Source organism: Pseudomonas mendocina (genome assembly GCA_037482215.1).
Classification (GTDB): domain Bacteria; phylum Pseudomonadota; class Gammaproteobacteria; order Pseudomonadales; family Pseudomonadaceae; genus Aquipseudomonas; species Aquipseudomonas mendocina_E.
This window is the reverse complement of sequence record CP148074.1, coordinates 1,930,576-1,946,871: the sequence shown is the minus strand read 5'-3', so window position 1 is coordinate 1,946,871 and position 16,296 is coordinate 1,930,576. Positions and strand designations below refer to the sequence as shown.

The following is a 16,296-nucleotide window of genomic DNA, read 5'->3' as shown; positions in this document are numbered from 1 at the left end:
TACCCTTCTCCGCCGTTCTCACAAGCCCTAGGTGCCGTCTCGGCACGTAAGACGGCGTATACGCCATGGCATCGCCCTGTTTAGCGACCTGAGGTGTGCTGACAGCTGAACCGGTGATACATCTGCCTGACCGTAGCGCTGGGCCTCAAACGCCAGCGCAAATGCAAGAATAGCGTCCGCCTGTGCTGGCAACTGAGCGGCAGCGCGTTCAGCAAAGGCCCGCGGCCCTTCGCCCCGCGCTGGCATCACTCTATGACGTCTCAGCAACCGCTCGAAGCGTTGGTACAAGCGCTTGCTGACATCCCGTTCGCGTCGCCACGGCTTGAACAGCCAAAGTGCGAGTAAGCCCAGAATCACGGCAGCACTGCCGACCAACGCCACAGCAATACGCTGAGCATCAATACTGCCCAGCCAGCGTTTCAGGAAGACCAGCTGTTGTTCTGTCTGGTAGTTCAGCACCCACCGCTGCCAGCCGTAATTGATGTTGTCCCAGCCCATGCGCAGGTCATTCAACCAACCGAGATCACGGTAGCGCAGCGGCGAGAACGGCGAACCTTCGAGAAAGCTGCGCTCTTCAGCCAGGGCCTCTTCCAAGCCTTGCTCGATACGCTCAGGGGCAACCTGAAACGTTGGATCGACACTGATCCAGCCGCGCCCTTCCTGCCAATACTCAACCCAAGCGTGGGCATCAAACTGCCGCACCTGCACATAGTTGCCTGCCGGGTTGAATTCCCCGCCCTGATAACCCGCCACCACCCGCGCCGGAATACCAGCCGCACGCAGGACAAAGGTCATGGCCCCGGCATAATGAGCACAGAACCCTCGGCGGCTATCGAAAAGAAATTCGTCGATCGAGTCCTGCCCTAGCAACGGCGGGCGCAAAGTGTAGACAAACGGCTCGCGGTTGAAGTGCTGCAGCAGCTGCTGAACCAACTGCTCAGTCTGAGGATATTGACGCTTGAGATCGGCAGCCCAAGCTCGGCTGCGCGCATCCCCCCCCTCAGGCAGCTGCAGGGCATGCGCTTTGCTCACGCGACTTAATTGAGGCTCACGCACGGCATCCGGCCAGGACTGCACTTGATAGAGCAAAGGCCGCTCCACAGGCTTATTGCGCTGCAAACGAAAGTCCGCCATCTGCCGGGTCGACTCCAGCGCTGTTTCAGCCACATCCAGCGCAAACAGCCAGGGCTTCGCACTGGGCTGCATGATGATGCTGTAGCTCAACGCCTCACCCTGCTTCTGCCAACGGGCTCCCGGAGCAAATTTGCCATAGCCGGACTGCGACCAACGTCGTCCGTCAAACTGATCCAGCGTCAGCGCCCGCCAATACAGCTCACTACGGGCCGGAGTTGGCCCGGTAAAGCTGGCGCGGAATGCCAATGCATCTGAGCGGCTCAAATCAGCGATATCCGCAGGCGACATGCTGTCCGACAGACCGCTCTGGGCCTTGTTGTCTGCCACAGGCAATGACCACAGCGGGCCAATCCGGGGAAAGAACACAAACAGCAGCACCATCACCGGCAACGCTTGCAACATCAGGCTGCCCGCCAAGCGCACAGTCGGCCACGGCTTACTGGCCAAGCTGCTTTGTTGCAAGCCGATCAGTGCGGCGAGTAATGCGGTAACCGGCAACATGCTGTAGAGCGCAGCCAGTAGGCTGTCATTAAACAGATAAGCTGCCGCCACGCTGAAGAAACCCAACAGAATCACCACCAGGGCATCTCGCTGGCTCTGCATTTCCAGCATTTTTAGGATGAAAGCCGCGATCAGCACGGCCACACCGGCATCCAGCCCCACCAGCGTACCCCGTGACAACACAACAGCGGCGGCCGTAGCCACGATTAACCCGGCCTTTACCAGCGCGCCCGGATAGCGGGCCCGCATGCGTAATATCTGCACCCGCCAGAACGCACAGCCCAGCCACAGCAGCACGATCCAGACAGGCAGATAAGCCAGATGCGGCACAATGACCAGTGCCTGCGCAGCCAACAGCCAGACCAGGCTAATACGAGGGATAGCCTGTACCTGACTCATGAGTTATGTCCAAACAGAGCCAGCGCCCGCAAGCAGCTTTCCCGCTGCTGCTCGCCGCTGGCGACGGGCAAATGAACACCAGGAAGCGTAAGGCCATAGGCCTGCTGCGCCTCACTGAGTTGCAGCACCCAGTGGCAGAGCAGCGACAAACGCGTCTCCACGTCGCCACTGAGGGCATCGAAATCCAGCATCCAATCGCGCCCGCTGATGGCCGCGAAGTCCTTCACCAACAGGCCCTGCCCCCGTGAGTAGGCTTTCCAATGCAGGCGTCGTTTTGAGTCACCGGCCTGATAGCTGCGCAAGCCCTGATAGTCATCAACGCCTTGGCCCTTCACGCTATGCCCCTGCTCGTCATCGTCATCACCGGCAGCTGCAATCAGTGGCAAGTCGCCCTCCAGCGGTCGCGGATAGACCAACACGCGCTGATCCAGATCGACCCAACTCCAGGCCACCAGAATCCCCAGCGGGAAGCGGCTTTCCACCCGTAGTCGGGTTGGACGTAACCAGCCACGCCAATCAGTGACATGGTTCAGCTGACAGTCGCAGACGCCCGCTGGGGGCACATCCACTGTCAGCAGAGGTTGCGGCGGCCAGCCGATGCTGATGGCCTGATGGGCCTTGCCCTTGCTCTCCAGCACGACACCTATAGCGGCCTCTTCCCCCACAAAAACAGAAGGTGCTCTGCCCGACTTCAGCCGCAGCCCAGCGAGGTTACGGTAGGTATGCAGAATCGCCACCACAAACACTGAGGCCAGCAGAAAAGTCAGCGCATAGGCCAAGCTGTTCTGATAGTTGATGCCCATCAACAGCATCAGCAACAGCGCCGCCATATAGGCCACGCCAACGCGGGTCGGGATGATGAAAATCCGCCGCTGATTAAGCAGCACACTACTGGAGGCCGGAATACGCCGGGACAACCAGCGCCCCCACAATGAGCGGGCCTGTGCAATCACAGCACCGGAACCTCACGCAGCAGCCACTGCACCAGCTTTCCGCCCTGCCCGCCAGCTTCCGCTGGTTCGCGCAAACGATGCCCCGCCACGGCGGGTAATACAGCTTGCACGTCTTCAGGGATCACATAATCCCGATTGGCCATAAATGCCCAGGCTTTAGCCGCTGCCAACAGAGCCAGACTGGCCCGTGGCGACAAGCCAGAAGTGAACTGTGTCTGCGTGCGGGTGGCGTCTACCAGACGCAGGATGTAATCCAGCAACGCATCACTGGCCCGCACGGAGGGGATGTGCGCCTGGATCTCGGCCAATTCCTGATGGTCCAGCAACGGTTGCAAGTTGGGCAGCAGCGAGCGCCTGCCCTCACCCTGCAGCAGTGCTTTCTCGGCGGCATGAGCCGGGTAACCGAGACAGATGCGCATAAGGAAGCGGTCCAGCTGCGATTCGGGCAAAGCGAATGTGCCACCCTGGTTGGCCGGGTTTTGCGTGGCAATCACAAAGAATGGATCAGGCAGCGGGCGGGTTGCCCCCTCGATGGTCACCTGCCCTTCTTCCATGGCCTCAAGCAGCGCGCTCTGGCTTTTGGGCGTGGCTCGGTTGATTTCGTCCGCCAACACCAGCTCGGCGAAAATCGGCCCTGGATGGAACACAAACTGACCACTTTCCCGATCAAATACGGAAGTCCCGAGGATGTCGCCTGGGAGTAAATCTGAAGTGAACTGGATGCGTTGAAAGCTCAAGCCCAGCACGCGAGCCAAGGCATGACTGAGGGTGGTTTTGCCCATACCGGGCAAATCTTCAATCAACAAATGACCGCGGGCTAACAGGCAGGCCATGGCCAATCTGACCTGGCCCTCCTTGCCCAGTACCAGTTGATTGACGGCATCCAGACAGGCTTTGAGCTTCGTTCGCATCGTCCGCTCCTCAGTGAAGGTGGGACGATGCTACTGGTAGTGCTCGCTCGGGCAAAGCGCCCTGTAACGTTTGCTCACCAATCCGGTCCGTTAGAGCCGGAATCGCCCGGCCATTTCTTGCAGCGAACTGCCAAGCTGAGCCAAACGAATACTGGCACCGGCCGACTCATCCATCGCCAATGCCGACTGTTCAGCAACGCCACGGATACTGGTGACACTGTGGCTAATCTCGTCTGCGACAGCTGTCTGCTGCTCAGCGGCAGCGGCGATCTGCTGGTTCATTTCATAGATCTGGCTGACGGCTTCGGCTATTTGCGTCAGCTGTGCCTCGGTATCCCGCGCATCCTGCACAACTTGCCCGATCAAGCCGCCACTGCGTGTCATGTTGTTCACTGAATGCTGGCTGCCTTCGCGCAGGGCGCCAATCAGCCCCTCAATCTCAGCGGTGGATTGCCGCGTACGCTGTGCCAGCGCACGTACCTCATCGGCCACCACAGCAAACCCTCGGCCCTGCTCGCCGGCACGTGCCGCCTCAATCGCAGCATTCAGTGCCAGCAGGTTAGTTTGATCAGCGACAGCCTTGATCACATCCAGCACCGACTCAATGCGCTGGGTTTCCTGGCTGAGTTGTTGAATGCTGCTGGCACTGACATCTAAAGCCTGTGACAGCTCATCAATACGCGCCAGCGTCTGCTGTACAACGCTCACGCCATTACTCACCCGCTGGTCTGCTTGGGCGGTAGAGGCAGCCGCAGTTTCAGCGTTGCGCGCCACCTCATACACAGTCGCGCTCATCTGCGTCATGGCGGTTGCGACTTGCTCTGTCTCTTGCTTTTGCCCATTCACACCCACGCGGGTTTGCTCAGTTGCCAGCGACAGCGACTGAGCCGATGTAGAAATCTGCTCAACCCCGTTCTGTAATTGCCCAACCATATCCCGCAGGTTCTGCGCCATGTCTGCCATTGCCGTTTGCAATTGACCGATCTCATCCCGGCGAGAAACCTCTATGCGCACGCTCAAGTCACCTGACGCGATGCGCTGTGCCTGAGCAGTCACATCACGCAGAGGCCTCACTATCAGCACGGTAATGGTAAGCGTCGAGAGCAGCCCCAACAGCAAGGCCAAACCAGCGGCCACGACGATCAACCAGGTACTGCGCTGCAATTGCTTTGACAGCTGCGCTTGCTGTTGTGCGTAGGCCTGCTCAACCTGATCCAACATACGATCCGCCTGCTGGACCAGATTGAGGTACTCCTGCTGCTGTTGCTGCACTAAGCCTGAATACTCATTGAGCCGCTCAGTGAAGGAGTTGAGGTTACCAATGACCTCCCCCAACACAGCCACGTAACCGGGGTCGCTCATCGACTGGCTCAACTCAGCGGCCAGCTTTTGTGCTTCGTCGGCTTCAGCAATCTTAGCCAGCGTAGCATCGCCAGAGCTGCGGCTGTTTTCCAACTGAACCCGCGCCTGATCCATCGCCTTGAGAATCAACTGGTAGATTTTGCTGATTTGCCCGGCCTGCACGACCATCGCGTCGCCTTCAAGGCCCTGACTTTCACGCAACCGATCCAAGCCGTCTTCGGCCAGACCTTCACTCAACAAATCCAGGCTATTAGCAGCGCTCACCACCAGCCAGTTAGCCGCATCCAAAGCCATATGCATGTTTTCACGCAACTCGACATAACGATCAAAGCCGTTCCGGAATGAGTCGAGTGCTTGGTCCACCGCATCCAGCTCAACGCCCTCCGCTTCAGACATGTCGCTACGAAGCGCGTTGTTGTGCTCCAACATGCCGACTGCCTGCTCGTGCAGCTGCTCAACAAGGGTTTTATCGCCGCGCAGGGCAAAAGCCTGCTGGGTAAGGCGCAACTGCAGCACCTGAGTATTAACCCCACTCATGCGTTCAAGCAGCGCAGAACGCTGACTTAACGCCTGCAGGGCCCAAAAGGCAGTGACTGCAACCAAAATGGTAAGAACCAGTACAACCCCAAAACCTAGCGAGAGCTTTTTTGCTGTACTCAGACTTGCGAATTGCCGGTGTAAACCGCTCAACATAGCGCCACCCTTTCAGAGACTACAGCAGACAGCGTTGCACCGTCTGACTTCTGCCTGAAACCTTAGGGAAAGTGCCACACCCACGACAAGCCAGAAGACTTGCCAGGGGTGCTTATGACTATGTAGAGGTCGTTTTTGGAAAGCAGAGCCTGATTTGCCTAACGTGTACGCGGTGGCAGCTTCAGCTAGGTCGCACCATATCGAACACATCACGGGTACGGGTGTAGCTCGCCCCACCCAAACGACCGACCAGATCCAGTTTGAGCGGATCAGCACGGCCTTTTTCGTTCAACACGCGCTCGTCAACATGCACCCGCAAGACCTCAGCAAACAACAGGTGGCAATTCGGGGCCTGTGGCGGGTAAGGCATCGCTTGCGCCAAACGGCACTCAAAGGCCACCGGGGCTGCTGCGACACGTGGTGGCTTAACCTGTACAGAGGGCGCACTGGCAATGCCACATTGCTCGAACTCACTGATACCGTGGGCAAACTGTGCAGATGAGGCATTCATCTGCTCAGACAGCGCGTAATCCACCAGATGAATCACCAACTCGCCGTTATCCAGCACGTTGATCAAGGTGTCTTTGTAGCTGCCATCCTCACGGTGATTGATGTTGACCAGCAGCGTGGCCGGGTCATCGTTGATCACCTGAAAAAAACTGAAAGGCGCCAGGTTACTGGCGCCCTCCTTGGACAAACTGGACACCCAAGCAATCGGCCTTGGCGTCACGGTTGAAGCCAACCAGCGATAGCGCTCAAGGGGTTCCAGTTTGCTGAAATCTATTTGCATCAACGTCCCTCACGCGACTCGCGTATATAGAACCGGGCACGCTCGGACTTGGCCGTGCAACCCTCATAACTTTCAAATTGCTGTTGGGTTTTAGCGGCAGTGAGCAGCGACAACGCTTTGGAATAGCTAACGGTGCCAGCAAAACCATCTGCTTTAGCAAGGTCCAGCTCTTTCCAGGCGGCATCAAGCTGAGTCGCACAGCTGTTGCGGTAAGCCGTCTTACCCGCACAGCCTGTCAGCACCAACAACGCCACCGATAGCGCGATCCATACTTTCATCTTTAATCTCCCAGAAATAATTAGAGTTATAGGCTGGCAAATTGGATCTAAAGTTCCTGCAAAAGTGCCCTGCTTACGAACGCTTACGTGTCCTTAAATACGCCAGAACCTCGCCCTGCCCACCCGCAAATTCAATGCGTGGGGCTTTGGACTCGCGTTGAAACACGTACATCGGGTCGTAATACTCAGTCAGCAGCGCTTCAATCCAGCCGCGATGAGTATCGACACCACGACCTTGCTCCTGTTCCCTCAGTGCCTGCTGCATGATGCCGGCCAACCGCTTGTAACGCTCACCACCCAGGCGTTTAACGATATTAGTCAGGCTTTGCTGAAGTCGCTCGGCAAAAGCAGCGAAGCCCTCTTCAACGCCGTGCAACTGGATGAACTCGGCACTCAGGTCCACCACATAATCCTTGAGAATGCGCTCTACCCGACTGCTAGGGCTGTCCTCAAGCCAGACCAGCGGCAGTGTCTGCATGCGCTGGTAAAGCACGTGCGGCAACGAGCAGGAGCCCACAATGCGCCCCTCATCCTCCAGGACGAATTGGTCGATACCGGCGGCGCGCTTTTTCAGGATGTCCACTGCCAGGGCATTTTCGAAACCGATCTGCGGTGGCTGTGCCGTGGCACGTTTACCAAAGCTGGAGCCCCTGTGATTGGCATGGCCTTCCAAATCGAGGCTGTTGTCTAACTGGGCGATAACCTCCGTCTTACCGGTGCCGGTCATGCCTCCAATGAGGACCAAATCGCACTGCTCCACCGCCTCTTCGAGAGTGCTCAGCAGGAACGTCCGCATCTCTTTGTAACCGCCGATGACGCGCGGATATTCGATACCTGCTTCGGTTTTCAGCCATTGCTGCACGATCTGCGAGCGCAGTCCGCCACGGAAGCAATACAAATAACCATCAGGATTAGCCCTGGCAAAAGCGGCCCAAGCCTCGACACGCTCAGCCTTAACCGCACCACTCACCAACTGATGGCCCAACTCAATAGCCGCCTGCTGTCCTTGCTGTTTGTAGCAAGTGCCAACCTTCTGCCGCTCGACATCATTCATCAGTGGCAGATTGACCACACCGGGGAACGCGCCCTTGTTGAATTCAATCGGCGCGCGAGCATCCATCATCGGCACATCATTGATAAACAGGCTGCGGTAATCCGTGGCGTTTTCGCGCATTACACCACCTCAACCGCATAACGCTGTCGCTCCAGCATCAGGCCAATCGGCTCAAGGCTCAAACCCAGCTCAGCGGCAACCGACAGGAACTCAGCCTCACCTTCAGGGGTAACGGCAACCAACAGACCGCCGCTGGTTTGTGGATCACACAGCAGCGACTTCTGCTGCTCAGTCAACGGTGCAACCTTATCGCCGTAGCTATCAAAGTTGCGCAAGGTGCCACCAGGGACGCAGCCCTGCTCCAAATAGTACTCAACACCCGGCAGACGCGGCACTTTGGCGAACTCAAGTTGAGCGGTCAGGCCACTGCCATCGGCCATTTCCAAGAGGTGACCAAGTAGACCGAAGCCGGTGACGTCAGTCATTGCTTTAACCCCGGCCAGCTTACCGAAACGGCTACCGGGCTTGTTCAGGGTACACATCCAGTCACGGGCCAGACCAACGTCTTCGGCACGCAGCTTGGACTTCTTCTCGGCAGTGGTGAGGATGCCGATCCCCAGCGGCTTGCTCAGGTACAGGCGGCAACCGGCCGTGGCACTGTCGTTACGTTTCATATGCTGCTTGTCGACCAGTCCGGTCACGGCCAGACCAAAAATCGGCTCAGGTGCGTCGATGGAATGGCCGCCTGCCAGCGGAATACCGGCCGCGTCGCATACAGCACGACCACCGCGAATCACCTCACGGGCCACTTCCGGCGGCAACAGATTGACCGGCCAGCCGAGGATAGCAATGGCCATTAGCGGATCACCGCCCATCGCATAAATATCGCTGATGGCATTGGTTGCGGCGATACGGCCGAAGTCGTACGGATCATCGACAATCGGCATAAAGAAGTCAGTGGTAGACACAACACCGCGCTCGTCGTCGATGGCGTAGACCGCTGCATCATCGCGGGAGGCGTTACCGACCCAGAGTTTAGGGTCCAGGTTCTGCGCGCCGCTGCCAGCCAGAATCACTTCCAGCACCTTAGGGGAAATTTTGCACCCACAACCAGCGCCGTGGCTGTATTGGGTCAATCGGATTGGCTCGCTCATGAAAAGGGTCTCTACCGCGGTAAGCCATCTAGTTTAACAAATAGCGCCTTGGCTGGACTGCGTGGTGGGCGTATGTTCTGCCCTTCGGTCAGGGGGATTTAAGGATGAGTAAACGCGTCGCACTGGTTCTGGGTTCAGGAGGAGCACGGGGCTACGCCCATATCGGCGTAATCGAAGAGCTGCTTGAGCGCGATTATGAAATTTGCTGTATTGCTGGCTGTTCCATGGGCGCAGTCGTCGGCGGTATTTATGCAGCTGGAAAACTCGACGAATACCGGCAATGGACAGAGAGCCTGGACTACCTCGACGTCCTGCGTTTGCTGGACGTGAGTTTCCGCTTGGGGGCCATTCGCGGGGAAAAGGTCTTCGGCAAAATCCACGAAATGCTTGGTGAGATCAATATCGAGCAGTTGCCCATCCCCTTTACGGCCGTTGCAACGGACCTGACCAATCAGCAGGAAATCTGGTTTCAGGAAGGTGATCTGCATCAGGCCATGCGTGCCTCCGCCGCGATCCCCAGCCTGTTTACGCCGGTGGTACAGGGCAATCGCATTCTGGTGGATGGCGGCCTGCTCAACCCGCTTCCCATCGTCCCTGTGGTCTCCAGCCGCTGCGACCTGATCGTCGCGGTTAACCTCAACGCCACCAACCAGAGCCAATATGAGCTGCCCATCATCACCCGACCCCCAGCACTTAAGGGTCGCTTCGATAACCTGATGAGTTCAATCGGCTCACGCCTGCCCTCGTTACGGCGCAAATCCAGCGACACAGAAAACCACGAGGAGCACGACGAACAACTGCTGATCGAAGCCAATCAGGACAGCGTACCGGCCGAGGCCATCAACCCTTGGCAACGCCGTGCAGAAGAGGATGCCAACAGCAAATCCAACCGTACCAATGCCAGCGGCACCCGCCTGGCCGAACTGCACGGCCCGGCCTCCCTCCTTGAACTGGTGAACCAGAGTTTCGAGGTGATGCAAACCTCACTGGCGCAATACAAAATCGCAGGCTACCCGCCGGACGTCCTGATCAACGTGCCCAAGCGCATCTGCCGCTTCTTCGAGTTCTACCGCGCCCCCGAGCTGATCCAACTGGGTCGCCAGATTGCCAGTGATACGCTGGATAAATATGAGCGGGGGGAGCGGTAGAGGCAGACTCATCATTGCAATGGCCAGCCTGCATAGCAGGCTGGCGAAGCCAGTGTTTGAGTTTACCTACTGCTCTCGTTAGCCGAGCCAGACTCTTGGCCAGGCCATGCCAAAGCAACCACACCGCTAAGTGCCGCAAGCACAAACAAGACTTTTGCAAGCGTCATGAGATAGTCAATCTCATTGGTATTCCGCCCTCCTCCCGTTACAGCGCCAGCGATACCTCCCAGCCATAGCACTGCCGAAAAGATAGAAAGAGCCAGCAGTATTAAAGCGGATATACCAATGATCTTTTTCATGTTTAATTCCATTTAAAAGCGGGCTTAATAATCATCATCACGCCCAGTTGGTTTCCAGTTAATGTCTTTATCGGCGTGGTAGCCCTGAGTGGGGTGCGGCGGCAAAGGGTATTCTTTAGCAAGGTTTGGAAATCGTAAATCTGGGTTATCTTGTAAGCTCCTGAATACTTTATTATAAGCCTCAGCTATTTTTTCATTCTTACCGTACTGAAAATCACCATCACGGAACGCATCTCTAATATTTAATGCTCCTTTTGGCTCACCAAGAGCCGCTGCTCGCTGATAATAATACATAGCGACCGGATAATTAGCATCAACATTCTTACTGTAACTAGCCAACTTAAAATTTGCATCTGCAAAATCCTGCCTAGCTGCACATTTCAGGTACTCTATGCCTATAGCATCCTGATGCTTATCATATATATATATATATCCAATTCTAGTCTGAGCATTGGGATTCCCCAAATCAGCAGCCTTAAGTAAAAACAGCATGGCATCTTTATCAGACTGGACTACACCGACACCTCGCTGCACCATAACACCCATATCGTAATAACCCAGCGGCACATCTAAATCGATCATCTGCTGATAAAGATCGATAGCTTTGTTAGTATCCTTAGGTACGCCTTTACCGCGCAAATAAAGCTCTGCAAGATTATGCATAGCTTTCCAATGCTGTTTATCAACAGCCTGTTGATAAAGCTGAGCAACTTGCTGCCAATTAGGCAAGCGCTCTTTGCTGGCCTTTCGAGCTTGTTGAAACCAGCCATCTGCCACTTGATCCAAGTGTGGCGCTGTATCCTTTTCATGTGTACATTTAAATTCGTAAGCCATGACCTGCGCTCCTGTAAACAGCAAAGTAATTGCAAGTGTTAATTTAATCAACTGCTGTTGCATAAGGCGTCACCAAATCCCAAAATCTGACTAAATTACTGCGCAACGGAAGACTTTTTTTCTGATTCTCCCAATTATCATTTATTACGTTTTCCCACCTAACAAAGTCATCACTAACATGTGATTCTATTTCTTTTCCGGCATGCATGCTCCACAACCGCTCACGCCACAACCTTGTAGTTCCCGGACTAGGCATTGCAATATTAAGTTCCGTATCACTAAACAAGCTCCGAGCGTTAATATTCGCTGACCCCAAGGTGAAAAACAGATCATCTACCAACAGTAGTTTGCTGTGGACATAAATAGGTTTGTACTTGGCTGTACCTTGCTCCGGACCTAGGGTCTGGCTAATTCGCTGTTCGACTTTACGCTCGCTCTGAGTTTTAACTGTTTGAGTAGCGCTACCAGAGGCATCGCAGCTTACTAATGTTGTGACGATTACTTTTAAGCCCTCCGGCGGGAGCATCTCGGGTTCGAGCTCACGAGCAGCGGCTTTGTTGTAATGAGCATTAGGGTCCAGAGCAATTAGCTCCTCAGCGCGCTCCTCATTGATACCTTGCTCATGCATCTGCCTGCGTATTCCAGCAAGCTCGTTATCACGCGCTTTTGATGGAGGCTGCTCGTTTAACTCACGTTCCCTGTAGACCAGTTGGCGCTGGTCGTACAGGTAATCCCTGTGGGCTAAAGGCATCAGTTCGCCTTGGCCCAAGCTGTCCAGTGTGTCGTACGTGCTGCTGGAAAAATGCTTGCTCTCAGGATTATTGGTCACAACAAAAAGGTACAAGTCATGCATCGCCCCGGCTGCTTTACGTTTTGCAGCAATCTCTTTAAGGCGTTCAGCGAGTGGTTTGTAGCGAAAGTATTGGTTTTCTATATAGGCATATTGGTGAACATTGCCCAACGCTTTCTCATAGACCTCCAAAATGCTGGTTTCCGGCCCTTCCTGTGGATGCGTACGGCATATCTGTGCAGCTTCGCCACCATTCTGGATGTAGCTCAGAGGCGTAGTTGTCCGTCTTTGACCAGCCAATGAACCTTGAAATAAGCGCCTGATCCAGCTGGTGCCACTATCCCAGGCGTTGCAGAAGTTGTGGTTTAAATCGAACAGGACCGGCCCTTTCACGTGCAGAGAAAGGTCTTGCCATGGGCCAAAACCAATATCCCGATTAGCCGCTTTGTCATCATAAAGATGGGCTGTTGTATCCCAGTAATTACGATGCAGGTTATGGCCCATCACAAAACCTTCGGCGAGTTCTGGATACTCGTAATCAGTGAGAAGGGTCTTTTGGTGATGGCTTGGAAAGATACTGAGTAACAACATCTGCAGCCCTGTTACTTCAATATCACCTGACAAATCTTCGCGCAGCAATCTGCTCAAGATCATCAGGCGGCCACGATGAAGCCTGAAGCCTACGTCATCGTGGTAAGTCAGCTTGCCAATTAAGTCGAAGTCTCGTGTTCTGAACTCGATGTTCTTGACGTTGCTGCTTCTGACCCAGCGAAACCAGTTGCGGGTGTAAATTTGTGCATCAGGATCGTGAACCGTTCCTCCTGAGTCCCGCCCTTTGGCATAGCCTCCGTTTAGTCCCTCAAGCTCACTTTGCAAGCTGTTCAAACGGTCACGACTAGTTCGCCGTTCTTTCTCGTCCTCTGGACCTAGTTGAGCAATTCGCTGCCGAATTCTCTCCTGTTCATCCAGGTTTTTCTTTCGCTTGGCTTCCAGAGCCTCTGTATCCGCAGGTTTTCCTTCGGTTTGCCCCGACCCCAGCCAAGTACCACCGGCTCCACTCATACCCTCACCAATAACCGAGTTTTCACCAAGCTGGGCAAGTCGGTTATTCCAGATGAGCACACGGACCTGTACGCCCTGCTCCGCCTTACGCTTGAGCAAGTCCCCCAACGGAAGCGCATCCGGATTATCGCGTTTCAGTCGCATCGCCGGGTCAAAGCCCCAACTTATGAGATCAACACTGTGCCGGGCCTTTTCTATGCACTCATAAACTTTTGCGAATGCTTCCTCACCACAAACAAGTGGCGTCACGGTGTTACCCGCAGGACGCGGTGGGCTCAGAGGCCGATTGAGATGGGCGAACCAGTCCATCGTTGCCGTGGCGCTTCGCTCTTCAAGTGACAGACTGAGATTCTGATCTAGGTAGGTCATGCTGTAAGTCCTTTTACACAGTCTTTTTATCCCGCCCTGCCATAAGAAGGCGGAAGTCAGCTTCATCCTGAAGTGGTTCTAGCGAAGCTGCAGCTAACGGGTAATCGCGATATCCCTGCCGCCCTAAACGCTCGTTCAGTACATCGCTGCTGGTGTCATCATTGGCTCTTACGGAAAAGCTAAAACGGTGCCCATTAACCGTTTCGATTACATATTCCTGGGTGCCCTGCCGGTGCTCAAAACGCACATAGCCCTGCGCATCGGAAAAGCCTTTTTCTAATAGCGTACCATCTGCAAAAAGTTGATAAGGCTCATCTGCGTAGCCGGGTAATGTTGGTAACGGTGCCAGCCGTATAGACAGCTGATTTGAAGGTGGCTCGACAGCGTTTCCAATCGCAGTGTCCAGCAAATTGCCTGCCCTGCTGGCATCAACAGGCAACGGAATAACCGGCAACACCGACGCATTCCCCGAGCCTTTCCCCGGCGAACCTCCCGCATTCACTTTCACAATCGGGCCACTCATGGTGATGCCACCTGGGTCGAGTTTGATAAAGCTGCCGCCTGCGGCGATGGTCAGTTCGGTACCGGCTTCGATGACCATTTTTTGCCCGGCCTTGAGGTGGATTTCGCGGCCGGCTTTGGTCAGTTGGGCGGTGCCGAGTTTGATGTGTTGGCTGATGCCGACGGTGAGGTGGTCGTCGGGTTTGACTTCGACTTTGCGGTCGGCGCGAACGGTGAGGTGTTCTTCGGCTTTTAGCTCGGTGAAGCTGTTGGCTTCGACTAAGTCGTGGCGTTCATTACCGACGCGGATTTTCTGGTCGTTCTCGACGTTTTCGTCCCAGTCGCGTTGGGCGTGCAGGTAGATCTGTTCTGCGCCCTTTTTGTCTTCAATACGAAATTCGTTGTAACCGCCACCGCCCGGTGTGCTGAGGGTTTTGAAGGTGCTGCGGGTTTTGTTTGCAGGCAGCTCGTAGGGCGGCATGTGTTTGGCGTGGAACAGGCAGCCGGTCACCAGCGGCTGGTCCGGGTCGCTTTCAAGGAAGGTCACCAGCACTTCCATGCCGATACGCGGTATCGCCACACCGCCGTAACGGTCGCCTGCCCAGTTGGAGGCGACGCGCAGCCAGCAGCTGGTTTTATCGTCGGCCTGGCCTTCGCGGTCCCAGTGAAATTGCACTTTGATGCGGCCGTATTTATCGCAGTGAATTTCTTCGCCTTTAGGGCCGGTTACGACAGCAGTCTGGCTGCCGAGCATGCGCGGTTTCGGGTGCCTTAATGCTGGGCGGAACGGCACGTCCCACGGTGTGGCGGTAAAGCGGTTGCGGTATCCCTGCTGGAATCCATCTTTCACATCGGTATGGCTGGTAACGGACTCTTCTAGCACTTGCGGCTGTTTGCCTTCGTGCAGGACGTGGTGCAGTAGCCACAGGTCGTTGTAGTCGGCGCGCGGGTGTTCGCTGAGTTCGAGGAAGTGCCCGCTGAGCAGCATCGGCTGATCGCTGCGCCCTTCAGCAAGGCGGTAGTCGCTGCGGTGGCGCTCAAGGTTGCGTTTGCTCAGGTGCTTACCGCGATCCCGTTCGGTGAAACGGCCGGGGTAGTCGTAATCTTCCAGATCGGGTTGCTGCTGGTCGCTATTGGGTTGATCGCCTTTGTAGTCGGCATGCATCAGCACGCTGGGCTTTTCAAAGTCGTAGTCCCGGCGGCTGACCCGGCTGGTGCGGGTTTCCACTCGTACGCTGAAGTTTTTGACCACGCCTTCATCCGCCACCAAGCCGCTGTCTTGCTGGTAGGCCGTGGACCGGCCAAATGAGCTGAAGGCGCTCTGGTCGTCGCCGAAGATCAGTACGTGACCGTCTTTGCTGTGCTGGAAGTGGTAGTGAATACCTTCTTCTTCACACAGGCGCTGAATAAAGTGCAGGTCGGTTTCGTCGTACTGCACGCAGTATTCGCGTTCGGGATAAACGGTTGGGCCCAAGGCGAACTGGTAAGCACCCGCCAGAATGCCGTGTTCTTCCAGTACTTGGGCAACGATTTGCGGCACAGTCAGGTGCTGGAAGATTCGCTGATTGGTGCGCAGGCCAAGGTAGGAAAGCTGCGGCACGATGCTCAAACCATAGCGGTGCAGGCGCCTGCCGGACTCGCCCATAGAAGCCTGATAGATCAGACCGTGAATGCCCAACCCTTCGGGAGTAAAACCGAGAAACACCGGCTGGTGCAGCAGCTCGGCCAGGTCGATGTTGGGGTTTTCGCTGACCGCCTCAACTTCAATGCGATAAGGCTGGCTGATGGCTTCTCGGCCTTCAAAGGCGAGCACTTGCAGATCGTGCTTGAGGCCGGGGATATGCAGGCTGAAATGGGCTTCGTTGGCGGGGTTGAACATGACGGGTTCCCTGTCGTTCGATCATCCATGATGAGGCACATTCCGCCTCAAACTCTTGACCATACAACAACAAGCAGTAAAAACCCTACACTCTGCATGCACTTTCTTGCACTGGAGCACTTAAATGAGTTGAAGTGATATTCTTGCAATATCACTTCAATATCGCAGCAATATCAAACAGTTTG

Annotated in this window: 13 protein-coding genes; 1 reads left to right on the top strand and 12 read right to left on the bottom strand. The window is 55.6% G+C overall.

The features are described from left to right. Window positions 1-27 precede the first annotated feature (27 nt). From WG219_08795 to selD, 8 genes are all read right to left on the bottom strand, one after another. Window positions 28-2,034, bottom strand: a complete 2,007-nt coding sequence (locus WG219_08795) for a DUF3488 and transglutaminase-like domain-containing protein (GenBank protein ID WXL27536.1) — start codon at window positions 2,032-2,034, stop codon at window positions 28-30. Then, complete coding sequence (locus tag WG219_08790) at window positions 2,031-2,987, bottom strand: DUF58 domain-containing protein (GenBank protein WXL27535.1); 957 nt, start codon at window positions 2,985-2,987, stop codon at window positions 2,031-2,033. The genes WG219_08795 and WG219_08790 overlap by 4 nt, the downstream gene beginning before the upstream one ends. Then, entirely contained in the window at window positions 2,984-3,898 is a 915-nt protein-coding gene (locus tag WG219_08785; protein ID WXL27534.1) for an AAA family ATPase, read from the bottom strand. Before WG219_08785 ends, WG219_08790 begins: the two co-directional genes overlap by 4 nt. Window positions 3,899-3,988: 90 nt before the next feature. After that, complete coding sequence (locus tag WG219_08780; GenBank protein WXL27533.1) at window positions 3,989-5,953, bottom strand: methyl-accepting chemotaxis protein; 1,965 nt, start codon at window positions 5,951-5,953, stop codon at window positions 3,989-3,991. 181 nt (window positions 5,954-6,134) lie between these two features. After that, window positions 6,135-6,743, bottom strand: coding sequence for a flavin reductase family protein (locus WG219_08775; GenBank protein ID WXL27532.1), 609 nt, complete (start codon window positions 6,741-6,743; stop codon window positions 6,135-6,137). Further along, window positions 6,743-7,021 (bottom strand): hypothetical protein, encoded by a 279-nt coding sequence (locus WG219_08770; GenBank protein WXL27531.1) that lies wholly within the window; start codon window positions 7,019-7,021, stop codon window positions 6,743-6,745. Before WG219_08770 ends, WG219_08775 begins: the two co-directional genes overlap by 1 nt. A 73-nt stretch (window positions 7,022-7,094) precedes the next feature. Further along, window positions 7,095-8,195 (bottom strand): tRNA 2-selenouridine(34) synthase MnmH, encoded by a 1,101-nt coding sequence (mnmH, locus tag WG219_08765; protein ID WXL27530.1) that lies wholly within the window; start codon window positions 8,193-8,195, stop codon window positions 7,095-7,097. Then, the gene (gene selD / locus WG219_08760) at window positions 8,195-9,229 is read right to left on the bottom strand and encodes a selenide, water dikinase SelD (GenBank protein WXL27529.1); all 1,035 of its coding nucleotides are present in this window, start codon (window positions 9,227-9,229) and stop codon (window positions 8,195-8,197) included. Before selD ends, mnmH begins: the two co-directional genes overlap by 1 nt. Before the next feature lie 104 nt (window positions 9,230-9,333). On the opposite strand from selD, the gene WG219_08755 reads away from it, so the two are divergent. Further along, on the top strand, window positions 9,334-10,377 hold the full coding sequence (locus WG219_08755) for a patatin-like phospholipase family protein (GenBank protein ID WXL27528.1): 1,044 nt from the start codon (window positions 9,334-9,336) through the stop codon (window positions 10,375-10,377). Window positions 10,378-10,439: 62 nt separating this feature from the next. Here the strand turns inward: WG219_08755 and WG219_08750 are convergent, their stop codons facing one another. Genes WG219_08750 through tssI form a run of 4 tightly spaced genes read right to left on the bottom strand, consistent with a single transcriptional unit; the run spans window position 10,440 to window position 16,111 of the window. Beyond that, window positions 10,440-10,676: a hypothetical protein gene (locus WG219_08750; protein WXL27527.1), complete on the bottom strand. Its 237-nt coding sequence runs from the start codon at window positions 10,674-10,676 to the stop codon at window positions 10,440-10,442. Between the two features lie 24 nt (window positions 10,677-10,700). Continuing rightward, window positions 10,701-11,573 (bottom strand): tetratricopeptide repeat protein, encoded by an 873-nt coding sequence (locus tag WG219_08745; GenBank protein WXL27526.1) that lies wholly within the window; start codon window positions 11,571-11,573, stop codon window positions 10,701-10,703. Further along, window positions 11,554-13,731 carry a phospholipase D-like domain-containing protein gene (locus WG219_08740; GenBank protein WXL27525.1) on the bottom strand — a complete coding sequence of 726 codons (2,178 nt, stop codon included), beginning with the start codon at window positions 13,729-13,731 and terminating at the stop codon, window positions 11,554-11,556. The genes WG219_08745 and WG219_08740 overlap by 20 nt, the downstream gene beginning before the upstream one ends. A gap of 13 nt (window positions 13,732-13,744) precedes the next feature. Further along, a complete protein-coding gene (gene tssI / locus WG219_08735) occupies window positions 13,745-16,111 on the bottom strand; it encodes a type VI secretion system tip protein TssI/VgrG (protein ID WXL27524.1) in 2,367 nt (788 codons plus the stop codon). Window positions 16,112-16,296 lie beyond the last annotated feature (185 nt).

Bases quoted from the DNA above. Each gene is read 5' to 3' on its own strand.
- WG219_08795 (WXL27536.1), bottom strand. From the start codon at position 2,034: ATGAGTCAGGTACAGGCTATCCCTCGTATTAGCCTGGTCTGGCTGTTG.
- WG219_08785 (WXL27534.1), bottom strand. From the start codon at position 3,898: ATGCGAACGAAGCTCAAAGCCTGTCTGGATGCCGTCAATCAACTGGTA.
- WG219_08780 (WXL27533.1), bottom strand. From the start codon at position 5,953: ATGTTGAGCGGTTTACACCGGCAATTCGCAAGTCTGAGTACAGCAAAA.
- WG219_08775 (WXL27532.1), bottom strand. From the start codon at position 6,743: ATGCAAATAGATTTCAGCAAACTGGAACCCCTTGAGCGCTATCGCTGG.
- WG219_08770 (WXL27531.1), bottom strand. From the start codon at position 7,021: ATGAAAGTATGGATCGCGCTATCGGTGGCGTTGTTGGTGCTGACAGGC.
- mnmH (WXL27530.1), bottom strand. From the start codon at position 8,195: ATGCGCGAAAACGCCACGGATTACCGCAGCCTGTTTATCAATGATGTG.
- selD (WXL27529.1), bottom strand. From the start codon at position 9,229: ATGAGCGAGCCAATCCGATTGACCCAATACAGCCACGGCGCTGGTTGT.
- WG219_08755 (WXL27528.1), top strand. From the start codon at position 9,334: ATGAGTAAACGCGTCGCACTGGTTCTGGGTTCAGGAGGAGCACGGGGC.
- WG219_08750 (WXL27527.1), bottom strand. From the start codon at position 10,676: ATGAAAAAGATCATTGGTATATCCGCTTTAATACTGCTGGCTCTTTCT.
- WG219_08745 (WXL27526.1), bottom strand. From the start codon at position 11,573: ATGCAACAGCAGTTGATTAAATTAACACTTGCAATTACTTTGCTGTTT.
- WG219_08740 (WXL27525.1), bottom strand. From the start codon at position 13,731: ATGACCTACCTAGATCAGAATCTCAGTCTGTCACTTGAAGAGCGAAGC.
- tssI (WXL27524.1), bottom strand. From the start codon at position 16,111: ATGTTCAACCCCGCCAACGAAGCCCATTTCAGCCTGCATATCCCCGGC.